This is a genomic window from Brevundimonas sp. NPDC046655 (genome assembly GCF_044901625.1).
Classification (GTDB): domain Bacteria; phylum Pseudomonadota; class Alphaproteobacteria; order Caulobacterales; family Caulobacteraceae; genus Brevundimonas.
On the sequence record NZ_JBJDPV010000001.1, the window covers coordinates 439,721 to 464,928 of the forward strand.

Sequence of the window (25,208 nt, forward strand, 5' to 3'; positions counted from 1 at the left end):
TCATGAACGGAGCCGACCCCATGAGACCGGACGGATGGATATTGGCCGCCCTGGCCTGGGTCGCCCTCGTGGCGATCTGGCTGTTCGTCATGCCGCCGAAAACACGCGGGAAAGCATGGCATTACGTCATGATGGCCGCGCCCCTGGCGGCGTTTAGCGCGGCCTTCACAGCGCCCCCGTCCCTGCTGCGTGAAACCTTGTTCATCTGGCTCGCCAGCGGCGGCGCGATCCTGTCGGTCGTCGCTCTGGGATGGCTGGCGGGCACTTTGAAGCGCAATCACGGCCTAATGGACGTGGCCTATCCGCTGGCCCCGCTGGCGGCGGCGGGCGCGGCCTTCGCCCTATCCGGCCTGCCGCTGGACCTGTTCAGCGGCCTCTTCCTGGTCAGCCTCGGCGTCTGGTCGATCCGGCTGGCGGTCCAGACCTGGGGCCACAACATCCACGCCGAGCGCCAGCCCTACGCCCATTGGCGAAAGAGCTTCGGCCCCAGCTGGCTGTGGTGGAGCGGCTTCCAGGTCCATCTGCTGCAAGGCGTGACCGTCTGGCTGTGGTGCGCGCCTTTCGCCTTCATCCTGACGGCGCCGACCCCGCGTCCGACCGCGCTGCTGGCCCTGGGCGTCCTCGTCTGGCTGGCCGGCTTCCTGTTGCAGAGCACGGCGGATCGCCAGCTGGCGGCCTTCAAGCGCGCGCCCGCGAACCGCGGCGGCCTGCTGGACACGGGCGCCTGGGCCTTCGTGCGTCACCCCAACTATCTGGGCGAGAGCGTCATGTGGGCGGGCTGGTTCGTGTTGGCCCTGGCGCATCCGTGGGGCTGGGTCACGATCTTCGCCCCCCTCTATACCGGCTGGTTCATGGGCTACGCCTCGGCCGCGCCGTTCAAGGAGCAGCACATGGCCCGCACCCGACCCGAGGCCTGGGCCGCCTATTGCGCCCGCACCCCCCGCTTCCTGCCCTGGCCGCGCCCGAAGGCCGCCGCCAAGACCGAAGGCGCAGACGCATGAGCGCGCTTCAGGATCGGGTTGTCATCGTCACCGGCGCCGGGCGCGGCCTCGGGCGGGCTTATGCTCTGGACCTGGCCCGGCGGGGGGCCGCCGTGGTAGTCAACACCCGCGCCCGCCCGGCCGACGCGCCCGGCTCGGCCGAGGCGGTCGTGGCCGAGATTCTCGCCCTGGGCGGTCGCGCCGTCGCCGCGCCCCTGGCCGTCGAGGAGGCCGATTCCGGCGAGCGGTTGCTAGCCGTCGCTCTGGACGCCTTCGGTCGCGTCGATGGCCTGCTGAACAACGCCGGCGCGCCCGAGGCCAGGACACTGCACAAGCAGAGCACCGACGCTTTCCGTCAGGTGTTCGAGGTCAATTTCTTCGGCGCCCTGACCCCCACCCTGCCCGTCTATCGCCATCTGCGCGCTCAGGGGGCGGGCCGCATCCTGATGTCGACCTCGGCGGCGGGCCTGCACGGCGTCCACGGCATGGCCGCCTACTCCTCGTCCAAGGCGGCGCTGATAGGCCTGATGCGGGTCATCGCCCTGGAAGGCGCGTCGCACGGCGTGGCCAGCAACGCCATCGCCCCCTATGCCGCCACCGGCATGACCGCCGACTATCTGGACGCCGACAGCGCCGCCCGCATGGCCCCAGAGCGGGTCGCCCCCGTCGCCTCTTGGCTTATGTCGCCCGACTGTCCCTTGAACGGCGAGACCCTGGTGGCGGGCGCCGGACGGGTGCGGCCCGCCGCGCGCGTCGAGGGCCCGGGCCTGTCCTTCGACGCCCACTTCGGCCCCGACGATCTGTCCGCCCACGTCGCCGCCCTGATGAATCTGCACGGCTGGCAGACCTTCACAGACGGCAATGCCGCCTTTGATCAGCTGATGGCCGCGACGCTGTCGCCGACGCCGTCAAAGTGACTTGCGTTAAGCGACCTAACCGCTCATGGTCGCAGCAGACAAGGATGAGCGAGGCGCGATCTCGCTCACGAACAGGGAAGGAACAGCCGTCATGGCCGACGACGCCCGCCGGATCGAAACCGGACCGCTCAGCCCGTTGAACACGCTGAACCCCTATCTCCAGGGGGCCTATGAACCCGTGGCGAAGGAGACGACCGCGCTGAATCTGGAGGTGATCGGCGAGATCCCGAAAGACCTCTACGGCTGCTTCTATCGCAACGGCCCGAACCCGGCCCAGGCGCCGGAAGGGATGCACCACTGGTTCGACGGCGACGGCATGCTGCACGCCGTCTATTTCGAGAACGGCAAGGCCGAGTACCGCAATCGCTTCGTGCGCTCGGCGGACCATGTGGCCGACCTGAACGGCGGCTGCGGCGCGGGCGGGGTCATGCTGCCTTCAACGCGGGCCAACCCCGCATCGACGCGTGGCGACAAGGTTTACAAGGACACGGCCAACACCGACGTGGTGCTGCACAATGGCTCGCTGATGGCCCTGTGGTACATTTCAGGCCATCCGGTTCGGGTGGATGCGCGCACCCTGAAGACCATCGGCGTCGAGACCTTCGGCGGCAAGCTGCCGCGCCATGTCTCGGCCCACTCCAAGGTCGATCCGCGCTCCGGCGAGTTCGTCTTCTTCGACTATTCGCTCTACGAGCCGTGGATGACCTTCGGCACGGTCAGCGCCAATAACGAACTGACCCACTTCGAGCGCGTCGAGTTGCCGGGTCCTCGCCTGCCGCATGACATGGGCCTGACCGAGAACTACGTCATCCTGCACGACCTGCCGGTGGTCTTCACCGAGGCGGGCCTGCGGAACAGCCAATGGAACATCCACTTCGCCGACCAGCCCGCCCGCTTCGGCGTCGTGCCGCGCCGGGGTCGAGGCGACCAGATCCGCTGGTTCGAGACGGACAGCTGTTACATCTATCACGTGGTCAACAGCTGGGAGGACGGCGACGAGGTCGTCATGACCGCCTGCATGATGACGCCCAACGGCTATCCGCTGAACCCCGCCTATGGCCCCTATGCGGCCATGGTGAACGTGCTGGCGCTGAACGCCGTGCCCGTCGAATGGCGGATGAACATGCGCACCGGCGAGGTGAAGAAGCGCCAGCTGGACGACCGCATCGGCGAGTTCCCGGTCGTCAACCTCGACTATTCCGCCCAGCCGACCCAGTGGTCCTATCACGTCGCCATGTCGAAGACAGAGCTTCAGCGCTTCAAGGGTCTGATCAAGTATGACCTGACCACGGGCGCCGCGCGGACCTATGACTACGAGCCGCAGATGTTCGGCTCCGAACCCGCCTTCGCTCCGCGTATCGACGCACGGGCCGAGGACGACGGTTACGTCATCGCCTTCGTCACCGACGAAAACACGGGCCAGTCCGAGGTCCAGGTGATCGACGCCCAGAACTTCGAGGCCGGGCCGGTGGCGCGCGTCATGTTGCCTGTCCGAGTGCCTGCCGGCTTCCACGGCACCTGGGCGCGCGGCGACCAGATGGCGAAGGGATAGGCCGATGAGCGCCTATATCCACGACGCCGTCCGCACCCCGCGCGGCAAGGCCCGCCCCGACGGCGGGCTGGCCGCCCTGAAGCCGCACGAACTGGTCACGGGCCTGATCGACGCCATGCAGACGCGCGGCCATGCGCCCCGCGCCGCCGGGGCCCTGATCCTGGGCTGCGTCGGACAGGTCGGCGCCCAGGGGGCGAATGTCGCCCTGGTCAGCAAGCTGCACGCGGGTCTGGACGACGCCGCCTTCGCCTTCGCCCTGAACAACTACTGCGTCTCTGGCCTGACCGCCGTGGGTCAGGCGGCGGCGCTCGTCCAGACCGGCGCCGTGGGTTCGGCCCTCGCCGGCGGGGTCGAGATGATGTCGCGCGTCCCCTTCATGGGCGACAAGGCCGACTACTATGAGGACGCCAGCTTCCCGCCGCGCACCCGCTACCTCCCCGTCGCCGTCGCCGCCGACCGTCTGGCCGAGGACATCGGCGTCACGCGCGCCGAGATGGACGCCGCCGCCCTGACCTCGCAGCAGCGCACCGCCTTCGCCGAGGGCACGCCCCTGACCGCCTCGCGCATTCCGCTGAACGGCCTGTCGCACGAGGAAGCGGCGCGTCCGAAGACCAGCAGCGAGAGCCTCGCGTCGCTGCCCCCCGCCTTCGCCGCCCTGGCCGCGCCCTACGCCGAGGCGCTGGAGGGACGGGTCATCGACCACCGCCACACCGTGTCGCACGCCCCGCCGATGAGCGACGGCGCCGGACTGGCCCTGATCTCCAGCCAGGCCGAAGGCGCCCGCGCCCGCATCCTCGCCTGGGCCGAGGCCGGGGGCGATCCCGCCGCCTCCCTGACCGCCGGCTTCACGGCCATGGACCGGGTGCTCGACCAGGCCGGGCTGACCCTGGCCGATATGGACCGGATCGAGTTCATGGAGGCCTTCGCCGTCACCATCGCCAAATTCATGCGGGAACACCCGACGCTGAGCGACAAGGTCAATGTCGGCGGCAGCCACCTGGCCAAGGGGCACCCGATGGGCGCCACCGGGGCCATTCTGCTGTCGTCCCTGCTCGATGCGCTGGACGCCTGCGAAGGCCGCTACGGTCTGGTCGTGGCGGCGGGCGCGCAAGGCGTCGGCTCGGCCATGATCATCGAGCGGACGGGCCGAGCATGAACGCGCCCTTCCCGCCCGCCGCGGCCCGCCGCGCCCTCATCGAACGCCACGCCGCCCTGATCGAGGTCGCGATCAAGGCTGTGTCAGCCCGCGCCGCCTGGTCGCCGTTCAAGGACTCGCCCTCGACCAAGATCCACGGCCCGGACAAGCCCGTCGCGGGCAAGGCCGCGTTCGAGGCCCAGCTCAATCGTCCCTTCGACCTGGATCTGCCCGGCGTGATCGACCGCGTCGGCGCTGAGGTCTCGCCCTTCACCGGCGAGGCGCTGGGGATCACCTATCCGCGCTGCGATCCCGAGGCCCTGATCGAAGCGTCCCAAGCCGCCTGGCCCGACTGGCGCGCCGCCGATCCGGAACTGCGTCTGGCCCTGTGCGCCGAGATGGCGATGCGCCTCTACGACGCCAACTTCGAAATGGCCCAGGCCGTCATGCACGTCGCGGGTCAGAGCTATACCCAGGCTTTCAGCGGCTCGGGCCCCAACGCCCTGGATCGGGGCCTGGAGGCTCTGGCCTACGCCGCCAAGGCCATGCGCGACGTGACCCGCAGCGCCCGTTACGAACGCGACTTCGCTGGCGAGGCCGTCAGCCTGGACAAGACCTATGTCCTGGTCCCGCGCGGGATCGGCCTGGTCATCTGCTGCGCCAGCTTCCCGACCTGGAACGCCTATCCGGCCTTGTTCGCCAGTCTGGCCACCGGCAATCCGGTCATCCTCAAGCCCCACCCCATCGCCGTCCTGCCCATGGCCATCGTGGCGCGCGAATGCCGTCGGGTGCTGGCCGACTTCGGCTTCGATGCCAACCTGATCACTCTGGCCGTCGACACCCTGGCCGAGCCGGTAGCCCAGGTTCTGGTCGATCATCCCGCCGTCCAGATCGTCGATTTCACCGGCAGTCCCCGCTACGGCGGCCATCTGGAACGGACGGTGACGGGCAAGCTGCTGTTCACCGAGACGGCGGGCGTCAACACCTTGGTGGTCGAATCCGTCGCCGATCTGGACGCCGCCGCACGCGCCGTGGCCCGCGCCGCCAGCCTGTTCTCGGCCCAGATGTGCACCAGTCCGCAGGTGGTCTATGTCGCCCCCGCTCTGGCCGAGGTCTTCGCCGCCGCTCTGGTCGCCCAGATCGACGCCATCGCCGAAGACCCGGCCATGGCCGCCGGCATCATGGGCGCTGTCCAGGGCGAGGTCAGCCTCAAGGCCGTGGCCGACGTGCGCGGGGCCGTCGAGCGGCGTCCTGGCGTCCGCGTCCTGCGCGAAGCCGCGCCGTACGCCCACCCGCAGTTCCCCCAGGCGCGCACCCTGACGCCGCTGGTACTGGGCGTCGATGGCTCCGCGCCCGACCTCTACGCCGAGGAGCATTTCGGCCCGGTCCTGTTCGTGGTGACGATGGAGGCCGAAGCCGCCGTGGCGGAGGCGACGCATCTGGCCCGCACCAAGGGCTCGATCTCGTCCTATCTCTATTCGACGGACGAGGCCTTCATCGACCGCTCGACGCCGCTCTATGAGCAGGCTGGTGCCAATCTGACGATCAACCTGACCGGGGCGATGTGGATCAACTTCGCCGCCGCCTACAGCGACTATCACGTCAGCGGACTGAACCCGGCGGGCAACGCCTGTCTGGCCGATCTGGCCTTCGTCGCCGCGCGATTCCGCATCGTCCAGCGTCGTCGTCCGACCGCATGACGACGCCGGTCTTCATCGCCGGCGTGTCGATGACCGCCCTGGGCAAGCGCCCCGCCGACACGGTCAAGAGCCTGACCGCCGAGGCCGTGCGCGGCGCCCTGGCCGACGCGGGCGCGCAGGTCGGCGACATCGAGGCCGCCTGGTTCTCCAACACCCGCCAGCCCATGCTGGAGGGCCAGAACACGGTGCGAGGCCAGATCGCCCTGCGCCCGCTGGGCCTGACCGGCATTTCCGTGGTCAACGTCGAGAACGCCTGCGCCTCGGGCTCGACGGCCCTGCATCAGGCGATCCAGTGGCTGCGCGCGGGCGCGGGCGACGTCGCCCTGATCGTCGGGGCCGAGAAGATGGTCTGGCCCGACCGACCCGAGCGCGTCGCCGCCGCCTTCATGGGCGGGACCGACATCCACGACCGCGAGGGCGTGCTGGCCTATATCGCCGCCATGGGCGGTGAAGCGCCGGGCGAAGGCCGCAGCCTGTTCATGGACCTCTACGCCGCCCAGGCCCGCGCCCACATGGCCCGCTTCGGCACGACGCAGGAAGACTTCGCCCGCCTCGCGGCCAAGAACCACACTGCCGCCGCCTTCAACCCAAAGTCGCAATACCGCACGCCGATGGCGGTCGATCAGGTGATGGCCGACAAGCCCATCGTCTTCCCCTTCACCCGCGCCATGTGCGCTCCGGTCAGCGACGGCGCGGCGGCCATGGTGGTCTGTTCGGCCAAGGGGCTGGCGCGGCTGGGCGCCGCCGCCCGCGCCGTGCGGGTGCGCGGCTGCGCCCTAGTCAGCGCCACCGACCGCGCGCCCCACGACTACGCCAACCATATCGGCCGCCGCGCCGCCCGCGCCGCCTATGAACAGGCCGGTCTGGAACCGAAGGCCGTGGATCTGGCCGAGGTTCACGACGCCACCAGCTATGCCGAACTGCAGCAGATCGAGAACCTGGGCCTGGCCATGCCCGGCGAGGTCGGGTCGCGCCTCAAAGCGGGCGATTTCGCCCTGGGCGGCCGCACCCCGGTCAACCCGTCCGGCGGTCTGGTGGCCAAGGGGCATCCGGTCGGCGCCACCGGCATCGGCCAGCTGTATGAACTGATCCAGCACCTGCGCGACGAGGCCGGCGACCGTCAGGTCGCGGGCGCCCGCATCGCAGCCGCCGAGAACGGCGGCGGTTTCCTCGGCGTCGAGGAGGCGGCCACCGTCGTCACCATTCTGGAGCGCCCGGCGGCATGATCCGGCACCCGATCCTCGCCCTCTACGACAACCTGCCCGCCAAGCGCGACCGTCCCGCTTTGTTCGAAGGCGACCGCGTCCTCAGCCACGGCGAGTTGATCAACCGGGTCGAGGCTGCCGCCGCCGACCTGATCGCGCGCGATGTCAGACCCGGCGACCGCGTCGGCCTGTGCGCCGCCAACAGTGCCGACCATGTCGTCGCCTACCTGGCCATCCTGCGCGCCGGAGCGGTCTGGACGCCGCTGAACCCGCGCAACGGCCCGCGCCTGAACAGCCTGTTCCAGCAGCGCGCCGGTCTGCGCCTGACCCTGCACGACGCGGCTTCCGCCGAGGCCATGGGCGAGACGGCCCGTCCGCTGGCGCTCGACGACTGGCGCCCGGCCTCAGCCGATGCGGCGACCCTGCCCCCGATTTCCGACGATCCCGAACGCCCCTTCGCCCTGAAGTTCACCGGCGGCTCGACCGGCGTGCCCAAGGGGGTGTTGCAAAGCGTGCGCAGCGGAGCGGCGGCGCTGCGCTCGCTACAGAGCTTCTATGGCTTCGGCCCCGACGATGTGAACCTGGCCGTCGCGCCGCTGACGCACGGGGCCTCGCACTACATCCTGCCGGTGCTGTCGGCGGGCGGGGCCCATGTCCTGCTGGACAAGCCCGAGCGCGAGGCCATCCTGCGCGAGCTGAAGAGCCGGATCACCGCCGTCTTCATGCCGCCGACCCTGATCTATCTGCTGATGGAGGAAGGCCGTTTTGCTCCGGGCGACTTCGCCCACCTGCGTCATCTGACCTATTCCGCCGCCCCCATGCCGCCCGCGCGGATCGCCGAGGCCGTGGCACGCTTTGGGCCGGTGCTCTCGACCCTTTACGGCCAGACCGAAGCGCCCATGACCATCGCCGGCCTGTCGCCCGCCGAGATGGCCCGGCCCGAACTGCGAACCTCGGTCGGACGCCTGTTCCCGGACACGCCGGTCGCCCTGCTGGGCGCCGACGGCGAGGTCTGCACGGGCGAAGCGGAGGGCGAGATCCTGGTGCGCGGCGAGCTGGCCGCCACCGTCTATCTGGACGACCCGGAGCAGACCGACGCCGCCCGCCACGAGGGCTGGCTGAAGACCGGCGACATCGGGCGGCTGGACGCCGACGGCTATCTCTTCCTGTTGGGCCGCTCGAAGGAACTGATCATCAGCGGCGGCTACAACATCTATCCCGGCGAGGTCGAAGCCGCGCTGACCGCCCACCCGGCCGTGCGCGAGGCCTGCGCCTTCGGCGTGGCCGACCCTGTCTGGGGCGAGCGGCTGGAGGCCGTCGCGGCCCTGGACGACTCTTCGGTGACGCCCGAGGCCCTGACCGCCTTCGTGCGCGAGACGGTCGGCCCGGTGCGCACCCCCAAGACCCTTCACGTCGTCGCCGCCCTGCCCCGCAATCCGGTGGGCAAGGTGGTGCGCGGCGATGTGAAGTCACTGATCTATCCGGCGCCTCAATGACCGGAAGACGCAAAAGAAAACCAGGGAGAAGACCGACATGATCGTCGTGCCGGAGGAGCGCATCCACGATTTCAAGGCCAGGGGCTGGTGGGGCGAGGAGACGCTGGACGATCTGTTCCGCCGCCATGTCGCCGCTATGCCCGACGCCGAATCCGTGGTCGATCCGATCAACCGCGAGGCCATCATGGGCGGCGCACCGGCCCGCCTGACCTGGGCCCAGGTCGAGGACAGGGTGGCGCGCTATGTCGCTGTCCTGCACGCAACCGGGGTCGGCCGCGACGACGTGGTGGCGGTGCAGTTGCCCAACGTCATCGAACTAGGCCTGATCTATCTGGCCTGCATCCGGCTGGGCGCCATCGTCACCCCTGCTCCGGTCCAGTACCGCGAGCACGAACTGGCCTATATTCTCCGCAAGACCGACGCCAAGGCCGTCGTCACCGCCGCCCGCATCGGCAAGCACGCCCACGCCGAGATGATGCTGGCGGTCCAGACGGGCGCCGCGGCCCTGAACACCGTCCTGGTCGTCGGCGGCGATGCGCCCGACGGAAGCATCGACCTAGACGCCCGCGCCGCGAGGCTGGATGATGCCGAGATCGAGGCCGGTCGCGCCGCCGCCCGCGTGGCGAACATCTGCGCCGACGACATCGTCACTATCTGCTGGACCTCGGGCACCGAGGCCGAGCCCAAGGGCGTGCCGCGCAGCCACAACGAATGGATCATCATGGGCGCCGGCGTCACCGACGCCGCCGACCTGAAGCCCGGCGCGGTCCTGCTGAACCCCTTCCCCATGGTGAACATGGCGGGCATCTCGACCAGTTTCGTCTCCTGGCTCCTGCTGGGCGGGGTGCTGGTGCAGCATCAGCCGTTCGACCTGCAGATCTTCCTGCAACAGGTCCGCGACGAGAAGATCGACTACACCGTCGCCCCGCCCGCCATCCTGAACTTGCTGCTTCAGAACGAGGCCCTGCTGGAGGGCGTGGACTTCGGTCGGCTGCGCGCCATCGGCTCGGGCTCGGCGCCCCTGTCGGAATGGATGGTCCGCACCTTCCACGAGAAATACGGCGTCCAGATCGTCAACTATTTCGGCTCCAACGAAGGCGCCTCCTTCCCCAGCGCCCAGAAGGACGTGCCCGACGCCGCCGAACGCGCCGTCCTGTTCCCGCGTCTGGGCGAGGGCTTTGAATGGAAGGCCCTGCTGCACGACCGCATCTTCACCCGTCTGGTCGATCCCGAGACCGAGCAGGAGATCACCGAGCCGGGCCTTCCCGGCGAGCTGCGGGTCAAGGGCGCGACGGTCTTCTCCGGCTATTGGCGCGCGCCCGAGATCAACGCCCGCGCCTTTGACGGCGACGGCTGGTTCCGCACCGGCGACCTGTTCGAACTGGCCGGCGACCGGCTGCAATTCTACCGCTTCGTCGGGCGTCTGAAGGACGTCATCATCCGCGGCGGGATGAACATCTCGTCCGAGGAGATCGAGGGCCATCTGATCGGCCACCCGGCGGTGGCCGACGCCGCCGTGGTCGGCGCGCCCGACCCGAACCTGGGCGAGCGCCTGTGCGCCTTCGTCGTCTTCAAGCCCGGTCAGAGCGCCGACCTGGGCGACATCAACCGCTTCCTGACCGGCGACAAGCACGTGGCCGTCTACAAGCAGATCGAGCGGCTGGAGGTCATCGACATCCTGCCGCGCAACCCCGTCGGCAAGGTGCTGAAGCGTGAACTGCGCCAGTCCCTGGGCGACCAATCCGGACAGCTGAAATCCGCATGACCACCGCCTTCCCCCACCCGATGCGCCTGCCCGTGATCGCCGCGCCCATGTTCCTTGTCAGCGGGCCGGAGCTGGTCATCGCCGCCTGCAAGGCGGGCGTCGGCGGCGCCTTTCCCACGCCCAACTGCCGCACGGTCGCCGATCTGGACGCCTGGATGGGCCAGATCACCGACGCCCTGTCGCCCGGCGACGGCCCCTGGGTCGCCAACCTGATCACCCATTCGACCAACGCCCGTCTGGCCGAGGATCTGGCCCTGGTGGCCCAGTACAAGCCGCCCATCGTCATCACCGCCCTGGGCTCGCCCAAGCCGGTGATGGAGACGGTCAAGGCCTATGGCGGTCTGGTCTTCGCCGATGTGGTCAACATGGCCCTGGCCAAGAAGGCGGCGGAGGCGGGCGTCGACGGCCTGGCCTGCATCAGCGCCGGCGCGGGCGGCCACACAGGCCATCTGTCGCCCTTCGCCTTCGTCTCGGCGGTGCGCGAGTTCTTCGACGGCTGGCTGACCATCGGCGGCGGCATCGCCGACGGGGCGGGCGTGGCAGGCGCGATCGCGGCAGGCGCCGACATGGTCTATATGGGCACCCGTTTCCTGGCCGCCGCAGAGAGCCGGGCGCAGGATCCCTACAAGCAGATGATCGTGGACTGCGGCCCCGACGACCTGATCGTCTCCTCGGCCATCACCGGCACCCCGGCCTCATGGCTCAAGCCCAGCCTGCGCGCGGCGGGCATGGACCCGGACGCCCTGGGCGGTCCCATCACCCGCGACTATTCCGGCGACGCCGCGCACAAGCGCTGGCGCGACATCTGGGCCGCCGGTCAGGGCCTGCAAAAGATCGGTGCCGTCGAGCCCACCGCCGTCGTGGTGGACCGGTTGGAGGCGGAATACCGCACCGCCGCCGCCCGCTTCGCCGGGCTGACCGCGCCCCGAAGCGCCGCCGCATGACAGCGTCGCCCCAGATGATCCAGCCGCCCGCCTTCGCCCTCGACCCGACGCAGAGCGGGCTGGAGCTGGCGCGGCGGTGGATCGAAACGGTCTGGCCGGGCGGCTTCGTCAACCGTCTGGCCGCCCGTCCGGTCGAGGCGGCTGAAGGCTTCATGCGGGTCGAGTGCGCCATCGACCCCGGCCACTCCAACTTCGTCGGCCTGGTCCATGGCGGGGTGACGGCGGCTTTGGTCGATATCGTCGGCGGCGGGGCGGCCATGACCCTGCTTAAGCCGGGCGAATTCCTGCTGTCCACCGACCTGTCGATGCGCTTCCTCAACGCCGCCCCCATCGGCTGCGGACGGCTGATCGCCGAGGGCCGCGCGGTCTATGCCGACCCGCGCAAGGTGGTGGCCGAGGTCACGGTCGCGACGCCCGACGGCCTGACCATCGCCCACGGCTCCGCCGCCATCGCCATCCGCGTCCGGCGTCATGACGGCTGAGCCGCCCCGAGGCCTGAAGCTTCAGTCGCGACCGATCACCAGGCTGACCGTCGTGGTGGTCGAGCCGCCGATGTTCAGGGTCTGGACGTTACGCGCCCCCTCGACCTGACCGTCGCCCGCCATCCCCGTCGTCTGGCGGAAGGCGTCCAGCGCCATCCGCACCCCGGTCGCACCGACCGGATGGCCGCAGCCGATCAGCCCGCCCGACGGGTTGATCGGCAGGCGTCCGCCGATCTCGATGTCCCCTGCCTCGATGGCCTTCCAGCTCTCGCCCGGCGCGGTCAGACCCAGGTGGTCGATAGCCATGTACTCGGTCATGGCGAAGCAGTCGTGCGTCTCCACCGCGTCGATCCCGTCCAGCGAAATGCCCGCCCGCGCCCGCGCCTCGTCGATGGCGCGCTTGACCTGCGGGAAGACGTAGTTCGCCCCGGCGCTGGCCTCGACCTTGCGCTGATAGCTGATCGGTCCCGACCGATGGCCCCAGCCCTTGATGCGCGGCAGGGATTCCAGCGGCACGCCGCGTCGCCGGGCATAGTCCGCCGCTCGTTCGGCCGAGGCCAGGACCACCATGGCCGCCCCGTCCGTCACCTGGCCGCAGTCGCTCTTGCGCACCCGCCCCTCGATCACCGGATTAGCCTCGTCATCGGCCGCAAAGTTGGCGTCGTTGAAGACATAGTCGCGCGTCTGGGCGTTCGGGTTCAGCCGGGCGTTGGCGAAGTTGATCTGGGAGATGCGGCGCAGATGCGCCTCGTCGATGCCGTAGCGGCGGTCGTATTCGTCGGTCAGTTCTGAAAAGGCGCGCGGCCAGACATAGCGCGCACCCTGATACTCATGCCCGACCCAGGCGGCGGCCCCCAGATAGGCCGCGCCCGTCTCGCCCGGCACGTTGCGCATCATCTCCAGCCCCAGGACGGCGGTGGTTCCATAGCGGCCGGACTCGATGTCCGCCATCGCCGCCAGCAGGGCGATGCTGCCCGAGGCGCAGGCCGCTTCGTGCCGCGAGGTCGGCAGTCCGTCGAAGGCCGGCTCGGCCATGGCGAAGAAGCCGCCCAGTTGCCCCTGTCCCGAGAACAGGTCGCCGACGAAGTTGCCGACATGGCCGACCTCGATCTCGCCCGGCGCCATGCCCACGGCGTCGAGACCGCCGTGCAGGGCCTCGGCGAAACCGTCGCCGATCTCCAGCCCTTCGCGGGCCCAGTTGCGTTTGAAGTCGGACTGCCAACCGCCCAGGATATAGACCATCGGATATTCTCTCTGTTTCAGGCGACGACCACGCCCGGCCCCGGCGGCTCGGCGTAGAGGGCGTCGACCTGGGCCTTGCGGTTGTCAATGACGGCGCGGCGGTTGATCGTGGCCTTGTCCGACACCTCGTGGGCGTTCGGATCGGGCGGCGTGGTCAGGAAGGCCAGCCGGGCGATACGGCCGCTGGCGCCGTGGGCCGAGGCGTTGTGCGCGGCCAGTCGTTCCTTCGCCGCCTGCGCCAAGGCGCCCGAGGTCAGGGCCTCTACGACCTCCATGTCCAGCGCCGCCTTGATCCCGGCGGCCGAGGGCCAGGCCAGAACGCCCAGCCACGGTCGGTTGTCGTCGCACAGCACCACCTCGGCGGCCAAAGGCGCCAGGGCCTGCAAGGCGGCTTCTCGCATCTGCGCCCCGAACACCCAGGAGCCGGTCGACAGCTTGAACTGATCCGCCAGCCGCCCGGCGAAGAAGACGCCCTGGGCCGGATCATTCCGGTCGGCCAGGGTCGCCAGGTCGCCCATGCGGTAATAGCCGTCGGCGTCGAACGCCTCGGCGGTCCGCGCCGCGTCGTCGTGATAGCCGGCCATGACGTTGGGGCCGCGCACCCGCACCTCGAACTTGTCGGCGTCGTGCGGGACCAGCTTCACCTCGACGCCTGGCACGGGCAGACCCAGCCCCAGTCGGTCGGTGTACTGATGCACCACCATGAAGCCCGCCGTGGTCTCGGTCGCGCCATAGGCCGAGGTCAGCATGATGCGATGGCCGGTTTCCTGCACCGCCATGGCCTGTATCCGGTCGCTGACCGACTGGCTCAGGGCCGCGCCGCCGAAGACCATGACCCGCAGATCCGAGAAGAAGGTCCGGCGCAGCTCGACGTCCGCCTCCAGCGCATCGGCCAGCATGGCGTAGCCGGTGGGGACGTTGACGTAGTAGCGCACCGGCAACTCGCGCAGGTTGCAGATCGACTCCTCGAACAGGCCCGGCATGGGCTTGCCGTCGTCGATATAGAAGGCGCCGCCCGCCAGCAGCACGGCGCGCAGCACCGCCGCCCCGGCCACATGGTTCCACGGCATCCAGCCCAGCATCTGCCCCGACCAGGCATAGCCTTCGCCGATCACCTGGCCGGCCTGGGTGGTGTTGGCGGCCACGGATTTCAGGCTCAGAGGTACGACCTTGGGCAGGCCGGTAGAGCCCGAGGTCATCATGAACTGGGCGACCTGATCGGGCTGCAACCCTTCGATGCTCGCGGCGACATCCGGGCCAGGCCGCGTCGCCATGACCTCGGCCAAAGGCAGGCTGGGGCGGGTCAGCGCCTCGGGCGTCGCGGTGATGACGATGGCGTCGCCCAGGTCCAGGGCGTCGATCGCGCCCGCGACCATGCGCGCATCCTCGATCAGAATGATGGACGGCTTCAGACTGCGAATGACGTGGTTCAACCGCCCCAGATCGCCGCCCAGCAGGGCATAATGGGCGCTGACCGGCGCGGTCGGCACGCCCGCCGCCATGGCACCGAACAGGAAGGCGGCCATGGCCGGATTGTTGGCGCCCATCAGCATCAGCGGTCCGCCCGTATGCTGCGGATGATCCAGCAGCCACTGGGTCACGGCGTCCATGCGGTGCTTCAGACCGGCGTAGTCCAGCGTGGACCAGGCCCCGCCCTGGGCCGGATCACGCCGGGCCAGGGCCGTCTCCGCCCCCCGGCGCGCCGCCACCCCGGCAAAAGCGCGCGGCAGGTTCCAGTCATGCTCGGCCAGAGGCACGCGCGAGCGCATCACCATCGCCCCGTCCGCCTCGCGCCGCACCTCCAGATCGACGGGCATCAGCCCCGCGTCGCGGAAGCCTGCGGTTCGCCACTGCTCCGACATCTGATCCGATGCGTCCATGAACCCCTCCCGGTCGCCGCCTCAAGACGGTCTGCTAATAAAAGCAAGATGAGACGCAGAACGATGCTGGGTCAAGCCGCGTCGGCGGCGCCCGCCTCGGCGGTCAGGAAGCGGCGGTCGGCCCAGCAGGCATGGGTGCCGGAACTGATCTTGTGCGGCAGGGCGATACGGCAGACGGGGCCGTCCTCAAACCGCTTGCAGTCGATCAGGATGCACTCCGACCGGCCCGCGTTCTCATCGATGATGAAGCTGACCAGATAGCCGTCGTCCTCGTCCGTCGCCCCGATGCGCGGCGCGAACGGCGCCTCGCTGGCGTAGCGCCCGTCGGGCAGGGTCACGGTCCAGGATTCGCCGGTCTTCAGGTCGTGCTTGATGAAGCCGTTGAACAGGAACCAGCCCGGCTTGGTAGTGGTGCTGTAGGCGTAGCGATAGGGCTGGCCGGCGTACTGCTGATTGATGGTGCCGAACTCGACCAGCCGGTCGTCCAGCCGCTCTTCCTTGGTCGTCCCGTCGGCCAGATTGAAGCGCCAGCGGTGCAGTTTCGGGCGGAAGCTGTTCTCGTCGACGAAGGCCATCATGTGGGCGTGCTCGGCGTAGATCTCGGGCAGGTCGCCCAGCGGGTCCGGCATCGGCTTTTCCTGGAAATAGCCGTCCATGACGATCTCGTCGCCCTCCTCATAGGCGTTGAGGAAGTGCAGCACATAGGTCGGCGCCGCCTCGAACCAGCGGATGTCCTCGGCCTCGCCATAGCGGGGAATGACGGCGAAGCGCGACGGCATATCGGGGCTATAGCGCACGGCGTGATAGCCCGCCTTCAGCGCCTTCTCGTCCCAGAACAGCGGGAAGTCGTTCAGGATGGTGTAGTTCTCGCTGAAGATCATGTCGTGCGGCAGACGCGCGCCCGGCAAGGGAACGGGCGTGTAATGGGTGCGCCGCCCATCCGGGCCGACCACGCCGTAATACATATAGGGCGCGTGCTTGGAGTAGTTGAAGAACAGCAGCTCTCCCGTCCGCTCGTCCACCCGCGCATGGGCCGAGACCCCGTCCAGCGGTGCCCAGGGCGCGACGCCCTGATCCTCCAGCGAGGTCGGGTCCAGCTGATAGGCCTCGCCGCACTGGTAGAAGGTCGCCAGCGCCTTGCCCGCATGGACCACCACGTCGGTGCTGGCCGAATCCTTGATGCCCCCATGGGCGCCGAAGCCGGGGCGTTTCGACACCCCTGGCCCATCCATCATCCCGCCCCACAGGCTCTCGCCCGCCTGCTGCTCCGCCTGGAAACAGCGGCTGCGCACGAAGCGGTTGCGATAGTCGGCCTTGCCGCTGCGGAAACTGATCTGATGCAGCATCCCGTCGCCGTCGAAGGGATGGTGACGGCCCAGGGGTGTGTGAATCTGGTTCTCGGTGTTGCGGATATAGACGCCGTCGATGTCCGCCGGGATCGCCCCCTCGATCACCTCCAGATCAACCGCGTTGACCTCCTCATGCTGAGGCGTCCACGGCCCGCTGAGGTAGGGGTGATTGCTGGGCTTCAGGGTCGCGACGATGGGCGACAACCGCTCGATCTGCATGGCTCATCCTCCTGGCTCTGGACGAACCCTCGCCTTTTTGGTCTATTTACGCAAGTCATAGATCGGCGCGGCTGAGCCGGGCGTGTGATCACCCGTTCGGCGAGGATTTCTCCATGTCCCAAACCATCACCTTCGAGGGGTCCGGCCCCGTGCGGGCGGGGCATGAGCTGCCGGTCGAGCGCCTGTCGGCCTGGCTGCAACAGCACGCGCCACAGGTTCGCGGCCCCCTCGACATCCGCCAGTTCAACGGCGGCCAGTCCAACCCGACCTATCGGCTGGACACGCCGGGCAAGTCCTATGTCCTGCGCCGCAAGCCGGGCGGCCCCGTCCTGAGAGGCGCCCATGCGGTCGAGCGCGAGCATCGCGTGATCTCGGCCCTGCACGCCGCCGGTTTTCCCGTCCCCGCCCCCCTGATCCTGTGCGAGGACGAGGCCGTCATCGGCTCGACCTTCATGGTGATGGAGATGGTCGAGGGCCGCATCTTCTGGACGCCCACCCTGCCCGATCTGACGCCGGATCAGCGGGCCGCGCATTTCGACGCCCTGAACGCCACCATCGCCCGCCTGCACAGCCTCGACATCCGAGCACTCGGCCTGGAAGACTACGGCCGCCCCGGCACCTTCTTCGCGCGCCAGATCCAGCGCTGGTCCCGACAGTATCAGGAGGACGACCTGGCGGGGCGCGATCCCGACATGGACCGGCTGGTCGCCTGGCTGCCCGAGAACATGCCCGAGGATGACGGCGCCGCATGCGTGGTTCACGGCGATTTCCGCGCCGACAACCTCATCTTCGCCCCCGACAGCGCCGAGGTGCGGGCCGTGCTGGACTGGGAGTTGTCGACCCTGGGCCATCCCATGGGCGACTTCACCTATCACCTGACGATGTACCGCCTGCCGCCGTCCATGATCGGCGGCTTTGCCGGCGCCGACCTGAAGACCCTGGGGATTCCCAGCGAAGCCGACTACCTGGCCGCCTATTGCGAGCGGGTGGGTCGCGCGCCGCCCGCCCCGGACGAACTCCGCTTCTACATGGCGTTCAACATGTTCCGGCTGGCGGCCATCTTCCACGGCATCAAGGGGCGTATCGCGCGCGGCACGGCCGCCTCCGCCCACGCTCAGACCATGGCCGACAACCTGCCCGCCCTCGCCGCCCTCGCCTGGGCCCAGACGGAGACGACATCATGAACCGCAACGACCTCGACCAGGGCCAGGCCATCGCCGCGCGCGTCGAACGCTTCGTGCGCGACGTCGTCATTCCCTATGAGAAGGACCCGCGCGCCACGTCGCACGGCCCGACCGACGATCTGGTCGTTGAACTGCGGACCCTGGCGCGCGCCGCCGGGCTGATGACGCCGCACATCGGGGCCGACGGCTCGCACCTGTCGCAGCGCGCGACGGCTCAGGTGCTTCAGGCGTCGGGCCTATCCCCGCTAGGCCCCGTCGCCCTCAACGTCATGGCCCCGGACGAGGGCAATATGTACCTGCTCGGCCAGGTCGCCACCGAGGCTCAGAAGCGCCGCTTCCTCGCCTCCCTGATCAGCGGTCAGGCGCGCTCAGCCTTCTTCATGACCGAACCGGCCGAGGACGACGGCGCGGGCGCCGACCCCTCCATGCTGAAGACCACCGCCGTGCCGGACGGCGACGGCTGGCGCATCAACGGCCGCAAGGCCTTCATCACCGGCGCGGTCGGCGCCTCGGTCGGCATCGTCATGGCTCGCACGGACTCGGGCGACGGCAAGGTCGCCGCCACGATGTTCCTGGTCGACCTGCCCGACCCCGCCGTGCGGGTCGAGCGGGTGATGGAGACGATCGATTCCTCCATGCCCGGCGGCCATTCGATCATCGCCCTCGAAGACCTGCGCGTGCCCGGCGACCAGATCCTCGGCGCCCCGCATCAGGGCTTCAAATACGCTCAGGTCCGTCTCAGCCCGGCCCGCCTCAGCCACTGCATGCGCTGGCTCGGCGCCTGCCGCCGCGCCCATGAGATCGCCGCCGCTTACGCCGTCAAACGCCACGCCTTCGGCAAGCCGCTAATCGACCATGAGGGCGTCGGCTTCATGCTGGCCGACAACATGATCGCACTGAAGCAGGCCGAGCTGATGATCGACTGGTGCGCGGGCGTTCTGGACACGGGCGTTCTCGGCACGACCGAAAGCTCCATGACCAAGGTCGCGGTTTCCGAAGCCCTGTTCGGCGTGGCCGACCGCTGCGTCCAGATTATGGGAGGAACCGGCGTCTCGGGCGACACCATGGTCGAGCAGATATTCCGCGAGGTCCGCGCCTTCCGCATCTATGACGGCCCCAGCGAGGTCCATCGCTGGAGCCTGGCAAAGGCCGTGAAGCGGCAGATGACGAACTAGAGCCTGCCGGTTAAGAAGCAGGAATCGATTTGAGTGTCGCAGCTAAACGCGCGAACTGCCGCAGCCGGAGCGCAGTGGCTCGTCTGTTTCTCGCCTCTTCAACGCCCCAACGCTTGCCGTGAACTGCCTCCTTCTTCAGCAAGCTCGCAGACAACTCGCCGAAGAGTTCGTGCAGCAGTGCATTCCGGTCATCCACCAACCAAGGGGAGAACGGGACGACAATGGGGCGAGGAGCTACAGCAAGCTTCTCCGTCAAGAAATTGAGGAAGCTCGACTTGCCCATACCCCAAGGGCTTTGAAGGCCGATCACCAATCCGTCTGCAGGCTGCAGCTTGATTATTTTGTCGGCAACAGCATCGGCTACTGCGGCGAGTCCGAGCTCATCGTTCGTGCGGTCCGTAAGAGCACGGTCGGCGTGATACATGTGCCCCAGCTACCGTTAGAGTTCGACCCGAACGCAGAGATGCGCAGCAGATGCGCTAAGCGTAGCTTACGCTACGCGTGGCGACCATCCATGCTGGAAGTGGACTCTCGGATTGACCGAGGCGAGTCAGAAACGGACATCCGTCTTCGCTTCTGGCGTTTATCCACAACCTATCTACGCCTAGTGTTTTCGTGCCCATAGCGCCTCCGCAGCCGCCCGAGCACTTTCCGATTTGCAACAGGAGCGCTGTCGTCGAGTGCAACAGCCACATCTCTCAAATTGCGCTATTTTTGTCGTTAATTCAGCCGCTTATGGCTGCAGCAGTTTCCGAACCTGTGCAGTCTGAGAAAATATACCATAGCGCTCACACTTGCCTGAGCCCTTGCCTCGGTGCTCACGGGCGCTAGACCCTGACATGATCGAAGCAACCCGCGAAAACGCCAATGACTGAAGATCTTATGGAGCACGACGATGGCGAAGGATTCGATGTCGACGACTGGGCGCGCCTGAAGACCTTTACCGGCGCCGTGGCCACCCTCGACGACGTGCAGGCTCACAGGGCGATCTTCGCCTTGGGTGACACGGACGAGTCGTGGGTGATCGAAATGGGCCTGCCCCAACCGATTATCTGGTGGGAAGATGACGGCGAACAGGCAGCAATTGTCGTTCAGGCCGAAGCCCATGTCGGATCCGACGGCGAAACCATGGAAGTGCTGGGCCTGATCCTGCCGGACGGAAGCACGGCTGTGGCCCTAATGGACGACGTCGACCTGGTGGACGACACCGATCCTACCTGGCGTGACCTGGTCACCAGCGCGGTTGACGGCGCTGACGACTAGCCGGGGAAGAGCCCCTCCCCCAAGCCCCATGGCTTTGGAGGAGGGACAGGGCGTCTTAATCCTAGAAGTTCGCCGTCACGCTCAAGGTCACGGTGCGCGGCGCGCCATAGAAGCCGATGACGGAATCCCCGGTAATCGCGCCCGGGAAGTTGTAGCCGCCCGCGCGATAGCGCTCGTCGCCCAGGTTCCGGCCGGCCAGGCTGACGCGATAGCGCGCGTCCGGCGCGGTCCACATCAGGGTGGCGTCGTATAGCCAGTACGATCCCTGATCGAGCAGAGGGATGGCTGTCTCGAACATCTGCGTCGCGCCCCGATACGAGGCCATGGGCGTGAAGACGACCGAGCCGCGATCGCCCAAATCGACGCTGTAGGGCAGCGCGATATTGGCGGTCCAGTCGGGCGTGTTCTGGAACTGGCGCTGGTCGGCCATGTTCTCGCGCTTGCCGGTCAGCGGGTTGAAGGTGACGAACTCATTGAACTTGGCGTCCAGGTAGCCGAGCGTCAGGCGCGGGATGAAGCTGTCGGTGATCCGCGCGCTGGCCTCCAGCTCCCAACCCCAGATCTCGCTGGAACCCGCGTTGTCGACGAAGCTGACGACCGAAGCGGGCGGAATGAAGAACTGTGAGGTGATCTGCTGGTCGGTATACTCCGACTTGAACAGGGCCGTGGCGAAGGTGATCCGCCGGTCCAGCAGCGAGCCCTTCAGGCCGATCTCGTAGGTATCGACTAGTTCCGGCTGATAACCGTTTATCGTTTCGGGATAGAGGCTGGCGTCGCCGCGCATGTCGAAGCCGCCGGACTTGAAGCCTCGCCCGTAGGAGGCGTAGCCCGTCAGTTCCGGCGTGAACTTGTAGCTGGCGCTAATCCGGGGCGTGAACTCCGAATAGGTGTCCGAGTTGGTGTAGTCGGTCGAGGGGCGGCCCGCAGGGATGGCCGCGCTGTTGCCGAAGAACGGGCTCTTGATGCCCAGATAGTTCTGGCGCAGCTGATCGACGCTCTTCTTGTCCTGGGTCCAGCGGCCACCGACCGACAGCGACAGTTGGTCCGTCAGGTCGTAGCTGAAGTCGGCGAAGACGGCGAAGCTCTCGGTGTCCACCTTGCCGCCGGTGAAGGTCGTCAGGCCAGCCGGCAGCCCCGGCCCCATGCTGGGATAGAGGCCGATGACGGTGTCGAACGCCCCCTCGGCCGAGGCGTCCATATAGAAGAGGCCCGCCACGCCCTGCCAGCGCTCGCCCTCGAACAGCAGCTGGAATTCCTGGGTGAACTGGCTGTCGGCGTAATAGCCGGGAATGTCGAGGATCGGTTGCGGCAGACCGTCGAAGTCGATGCCGTCGCCCTTGGTGTCGCCGTCGCGCCAGGCCGTGACCGACTTGAAGGTCAGGGCGTCATTGACGTTCCACTCGCCGGTGAAGGACAGACCACGGGTGCGGACATAGCCGTCGTCGCCGATGCCGGCGCGGGTGTCATAGATGCCGTCGGTCATCGGCGCCTTGAGGCGATAGCCGTGCCGAGCGTTGGACTCGTCCTCGGTGATATCGCCCGCCAGACGGAAGAAGAGGTCGTCGGTCGGGGTCCATTCGACGCTGAGGCGGCCCGCCGTGACATCCTTGTTGTAGTGTTCGGCGCCCGTGGTCAGGTTCGTGCCGTAGCCGTCGCGGGTGTAGCGGGCAACCGCGCCGCCGATGCGCAGGGTGTCGGTCAGGGGCGCCGAGCCCGAGGCGATCAGATCAACCTGGTTATAGCTGCCGTAGGCGCCTTTGAGCGTCAGTTCCGGATCCTGGCCCAGGCGCTTGGTGACGTATTTGATCGCGCCGCCGATGGTGTTGCGACCATAGAGGGTGCCTTGCGGTCCGCGCAGAACCTCCAGTCGCTCAATATCAAAAATATCCAGCACCGCACCCTGCGGACGGGCCACATAAACGTCGTCAACATAGAGGCCGACGCCGGGCTCGAAGCCCCACAGGGGGTCCTGCTGGCCGACGCCGCGAATGAAGCTGGTCAGGGTCGAGTTGGTGCCGCGCGCGATCTGGACCGTGGCGTTCGGGGTCTGCTGCTGCAAGGTGGTGATGTCGGCGGCGCCGGTCTGTTCGAGGCGCTCGCTGCTGACGGCGGTGACGGCGACCGGCACGTCTTTCAGGCTCTCCTCACGGCGACGGGCGGTGACGACGATGTCATCGACACTGGAGGCCTGCTCGGTCTCCGTCGCCTGCTGGGCGAGGCTCGGCGCCGCGCAAATCGAGGCCGTGATGAAGACGCTGCTCATCAGCGCCAGACGCAACTGTCCTGTCGTTCGCATTCTCGTTTCCTCTCCACGCGCGGTCGTTTGATCGCCGCTGATCTGTGTTGGTCCGACGGTGGTCCGCGAACAGCCTCGTTGTCAACATCATTCATTCTTGCATGAATGAAGTTTCACGCGACGGCTCGACAGTCGAGCGAGCGTTGTTCATTCTCAAATGAACGAGTGCGGCGAAGATCGCGCCTGGAGGAAGAATGATGGATCAGCTCAACCGAGCCGCGACGTCGCCTGTCGCGCACACCCCGTCCGGTGATCTGCGCGGCCGTCGCGAGGGCCCGGCCAATGTGTTTCGCGGCGTGCCCTACGCTGCCGCTCCTGTCGGCGAGTTGCGCTGGAAGGCGCCGCAGCCCTTCCCCGCCTGGGACGGTGTACGCGAAGCGGCGGAGTTCGGCCTCTCCGCGCCTCAGGCCGGTCCGGCTGACGTGGCCGACATCGTATCCATCGGCGGCGCGCCGGAGCCGATCGGTGAAGACTGCTTGACGCTGAATGTCTGGGCGCCCGCCGAAGCCGTCGCACCCGCGCCGGTCATGGTCTGGCTGCACGGCGGATCGAACCGGATGGGAGCAGGCTCCCTGCCCTTCTATGACGGCGCCGCCTTCGCCCGCGACGGAGTGGTTCTGGTCAGCGTCAACTATCGCCTGGGCCAGCTCGGCTTCTTCGCCCATCCGGCCCTGACGGAGGAAGCAGCGCATGGCGAACCGCTGGGCAATCAGGCCCTTCTGGATCAGATCGCCGCTCTGGAATGGGTGCGCGATCATATCAGCGCCTTCGGCGGCGATCCCGCCAGCATCACCCTGTTCGGAGAATCCGCCGGGGGTCTCGACATCCTGGCCCTGATGACGGCCAGGCGGGCGCGCGGCCTGTTCCACAAGGCGATTGTCCAGTCCGGCGGCGGCTGGCTGCCCGCCACGCCGCTGAAAACCGCGCAGAAACGCGGCGTGGCCGCTGCGACGGCGCTCGGCCTGGCCCTGCCTGACGCCTCTGCCCTGCGCGCCGTCGCGTACGAGCGACTGACGGACGTAGAGGGCGCCTTCGGGCCCGTCATCGACGGTCGCCTGCTGGACCGCGACCCGATCAGCGCCTTTGCGCGCGGGGACTTCGCCGATGTGCCGTTGATGATCGGGGTCAACAGCGGCGAGGATTCCCTGCTCAACTACGGCGGCGGCCTGAAACGCTTCGGCCAGTTGATCAAGCCGAACGCGGCGCTGGCCCGCCTCTATCCGCAGGCGAACGGCGACGAAGAGCAACTGATCCGCCTCGGCTTCCGCGACTTCGCCTTCGCCGCCCCGGCGCGCTGGATCGCATCGCGGCCGCGTCGCTCGAAGGCCTGGCTCTACGCCTTTGACTATGTGGAGGAAGCCCGGCGCGAAGCCATGCCGCGCGCCGCCCACGCCGCCGAGATTTTCCACGTCTTCGAAACCTTGGATCACCGTCCCGACGGTGCGCCACCCGCAACACCGGCTGACCGCGCGATCAGCGCCGCCATGCACAAGCGATGGGTCGATTTCGTCCGGACCGGCGCGCCTGGCGCCGACTGGCCCGCCTATGTCCCCGCTGACGACGCCTGGATGGTGTTCAACGACACGCCCGGCGGCGAGGTGAAGCACGGTTGGTGGAAGGCGGCGCTGGATCATCATGGACGCAAGGGCGGACTGCTGATCCTGCTGCTGCGGGCGCGGGATCGCCTGAGAACCCTGTTCTCGGCTACAGTGACTCGATGACCGCCACCGAGACCAAGCCGCGCGCCAAGGCCGCGTCGAAAGCCAAGGCGCCGCCCAAACCCAAGGCCCAGCGCCGCGAGGAGACCACGACCCGCATCCTCGACGTGGCCGAAGCCCTGTTCGCGCGCGACGGCCTGCACGGCGTCACCCTGAAGGCCGTGGCCAAGGAGGCGGGGGTCGATACGGCCCTGCTGCACTATTATTTCGACGACAAGAACCGGCTTTTCTCGACCGTCTTCGGCCGCCGCGCTGAGGTGGTGAATCGGCTGCGTATCGACAGCCTGGACCGTTATGAGGCCGAGCACGGCGACGCCATGACCGTGCGCGGGGCCATCGACGCCTTCCTGCGTCCGCTGTTCATCCTGTTCGATAACGGCGACAAGGCCTGGCTGAACTACGCCGCCCTTGTGGCCCAGGTGAACAACACCCCGGTCTGGGGCGGCGACACCATGCACCAGCATTTCGACCCGGTGATCGACCGCTTCATCGGCGTTCTGAAGCGCATCGCGCCAGAAACTCCGCCACGCCAGATCTACTGGTTCTATCACCTACTGTCGGGGTCGCTGACCTTGTCGCTGGCTCAGACCGGCCGTATCGACGTCCTGTCAGGCGGCCTGTGCAAGTCCTCGGAAATGGCCGCAATTTGCGACGCCATGGAAGCCGTCTTCACCGGCGGATTCGAAGCCATCCGCCGCGCCTAACC

The 25,208-nt window shown here is 68.1% G+C and carries 20 protein-coding genes; 15 read left to right on the forward strand and 5 right to left on the reverse strand.

Features of this window, described 5'->3' with window-relative positions; translation table 11 throughout:
* Window positions 1-20: 20 nt before the first annotated feature.
* The 10 genes from ACI2KI_RS02115 to ACI2KI_RS02160 all read left to right on the forward strand — a co-directional run bounded on the left by ACI2KI_RS02115 (window position 21) and on the right by ACI2KI_RS02160 (window position 12,176).
* Window positions 21-1,001 carry a DUF1295 domain-containing protein gene (locus ACI2KI_RS02115; protein ID WP_404617325.1) on the forward strand — a complete coding sequence of 327 codons (981 nt, stop codon included), beginning with the start codon at window positions 21-23 and terminating at the stop codon, window positions 999-1,001.
* Window positions 998-1,897 (forward strand): SDR family NAD(P)-dependent oxidoreductase, encoded by a 900-nt coding sequence (locus ACI2KI_RS02120; RefSeq protein WP_404617327.1) that lies wholly within the window; start codon window positions 998-1,000, stop codon window positions 1,895-1,897. The genes ACI2KI_RS02115 and ACI2KI_RS02120 overlap by 4 nt, the downstream gene beginning before the upstream one ends.
* 91 nt (window positions 1,898-1,988) lie before the next feature.
* A complete protein-coding gene (locus tag ACI2KI_RS02125; protein ID WP_404617329.1) occupies window positions 1,989-3,449 on the forward strand; it encodes a carotenoid oxygenase family protein in 1,461 nt (486 codons plus the stop codon).
* Between the two features lie 4 nt (window positions 3,450-3,453).
* Complete coding sequence (locus ACI2KI_RS02130; RefSeq protein ID WP_404617331.1) at window positions 3,454-4,605, forward strand: acyl-CoA thiolase; 1,152 nt, start codon at window positions 3,454-3,456, stop codon at window positions 4,603-4,605.
* Entirely contained in the window at window positions 4,602-6,284 is a 1,683-nt protein-coding gene (locus ACI2KI_RS02135; protein ID WP_404617333.1) for an aldehyde dehydrogenase family protein, read from the forward strand. Before ACI2KI_RS02130 ends, ACI2KI_RS02135 begins: the two co-directional genes overlap by 4 nt.
* Window positions 6,281-7,510, forward strand: coding sequence for a thiolase family protein (locus tag ACI2KI_RS02140; RefSeq protein ID WP_404617335.1), 1,230 nt, complete (start codon window positions 6,281-6,283; stop codon window positions 7,508-7,510). Before ACI2KI_RS02135 ends, ACI2KI_RS02140 begins: the two co-directional genes overlap by 4 nt.
* Window positions 7,507-8,985 carry a class I adenylate-forming enzyme family protein gene (locus tag ACI2KI_RS02145; protein ID WP_404617337.1) on the forward strand — a complete coding sequence of 493 codons (1,479 nt, stop codon included), beginning with the start codon at window positions 7,507-7,509 and terminating at the stop codon, window positions 8,983-8,985. The genes ACI2KI_RS02140 and ACI2KI_RS02145 overlap by 4 nt, the downstream gene beginning before the upstream one ends.
* Before the next feature lie 37 nt (window positions 8,986-9,022).
* Window positions 9,023-10,750: a class I adenylate-forming enzyme family protein gene (locus ACI2KI_RS02150; protein WP_404617339.1), complete on the forward strand. Its 1,728-nt coding sequence runs from the start codon at window positions 9,023-9,025 to the stop codon at window positions 10,748-10,750.
* Window positions 10,747-11,694, forward strand: coding sequence for an NAD(P)H-dependent flavin oxidoreductase (locus tag ACI2KI_RS02155; protein ID WP_404617341.1), 948 nt, complete (start codon window positions 10,747-10,749; stop codon window positions 11,692-11,694). The genes ACI2KI_RS02150 and ACI2KI_RS02155 overlap by 4 nt, the downstream gene beginning before the upstream one ends.
* Window positions 11,691-12,176, forward strand: coding sequence for a PaaI family thioesterase (locus ACI2KI_RS02160; RefSeq protein WP_404617343.1), 486 nt, complete (start codon window positions 11,691-11,693; stop codon window positions 12,174-12,176). The genes ACI2KI_RS02155 and ACI2KI_RS02160 overlap by 4 nt, the downstream gene beginning before the upstream one ends.
* A 21-nt stretch (window positions 12,177-12,197) precedes the next feature.
* Here the strand turns inward: ACI2KI_RS02160 and ACI2KI_RS02165 are convergent, their stop codons facing one another.
* The 3 genes from ACI2KI_RS02165 to ACI2KI_RS02175 form a co-directional block, all read right to left on the reverse strand.
* Window positions 12,198-13,418 (reverse strand): acetyl-CoA acetyltransferase, encoded by a 1,221-nt coding sequence (locus ACI2KI_RS02165; protein ID WP_404617345.1) that lies wholly within the window; start codon window positions 13,416-13,418, stop codon window positions 12,198-12,200.
* 17 nt (window positions 13,419-13,435) lie between these two features.
* Window positions 13,436-15,298, reverse strand: a complete 1,863-nt coding sequence (locus ACI2KI_RS02170; RefSeq protein WP_404617347.1) for an AMP-binding protein — start codon at window positions 15,296-15,298, stop codon at window positions 13,436-13,438.
* Between the two features lie 71 nt (window positions 15,299-15,369).
* On the reverse strand, window positions 15,370-16,866 hold the full coding sequence (locus ACI2KI_RS02175) for a carotenoid oxygenase family protein (protein ID WP_404617349.1): 1,497 nt from the start codon (window positions 16,864-16,866) through the stop codon (window positions 15,370-15,372).
* 113 nt (window positions 16,867-16,979) lie between these two features.
* Here ACI2KI_RS02175 and ACI2KI_RS02180 point away from each other — a divergent pair, with 113 nt between their 5' ends.
* Complete coding sequence (locus ACI2KI_RS02180) at window positions 16,980-18,050, forward strand: phosphotransferase family protein (RefSeq protein ID WP_404617351.1); 1,071 nt, start codon at window positions 16,980-16,982, stop codon at window positions 18,048-18,050.
* Window positions 18,047-19,225 carry an acyl-CoA dehydrogenase family protein gene (locus ACI2KI_RS02185; protein WP_404617353.1) on the forward strand — a complete coding sequence of 393 codons (1,179 nt, stop codon included), beginning with the start codon at window positions 18,047-18,049 and terminating at the stop codon, window positions 19,223-19,225. Before ACI2KI_RS02180 ends, ACI2KI_RS02185 begins: the two co-directional genes overlap by 4 nt.
* Window positions 19,226-19,235: 10 nt before the next feature.
* Here ACI2KI_RS02185 and ACI2KI_RS02190 read toward each other — a convergent pair whose 3' ends face one another.
* The gene (locus ACI2KI_RS02190; protein WP_404617355.1) at window positions 19,236-19,649 is read right to left on the reverse strand and encodes a P-loop NTPase fold protein; all 414 of its coding nucleotides are present in this window, start codon (window positions 19,647-19,649) and stop codon (window positions 19,236-19,238) included.
* Between the two features lie 458 nt (window positions 19,650-20,107).
* Between ACI2KI_RS02190 and ACI2KI_RS02195 the strand changes: the two genes are divergently transcribed.
* Complete coding sequence (locus tag ACI2KI_RS02195; RefSeq protein WP_404617357.1) at window positions 20,108-20,488, forward strand: hypothetical protein; 381 nt, start codon at window positions 20,108-20,110, stop codon at window positions 20,486-20,488.
* 61 nt (window positions 20,489-20,549) lie between these two features.
* Here ACI2KI_RS02195 and ACI2KI_RS02200 read toward each other — a convergent pair whose 3' ends face one another.
* Window positions 20,550-22,784 (reverse strand): TonB-dependent receptor, encoded by a 2,235-nt coding sequence (locus ACI2KI_RS02200; RefSeq protein ID WP_404617359.1) that lies wholly within the window; start codon window positions 22,782-22,784, stop codon window positions 20,550-20,552.
* Between the two features lie 197 nt (window positions 22,785-22,981).
* Here ACI2KI_RS02200 and ACI2KI_RS02205 point away from each other — a divergent pair, with 197 nt between their 5' ends.
* Window positions 22,982-24,505, forward strand: coding sequence for a carboxylesterase/lipase family protein (locus ACI2KI_RS02205; RefSeq protein WP_404617361.1), 1,524 nt, complete (start codon window positions 22,982-22,984; stop codon window positions 24,503-24,505).
* Window positions 24,502-25,206, forward strand: coding sequence for a TetR/AcrR family transcriptional regulator (locus tag ACI2KI_RS02210; RefSeq protein WP_404617363.1), 705 nt, complete (start codon window positions 24,502-24,504; stop codon window positions 25,204-25,206). The genes ACI2KI_RS02205 and ACI2KI_RS02210 overlap by 4 nt, the downstream gene beginning before the upstream one ends.
* Window positions 25,207-25,208: the final 2 nt, after the last annotated feature.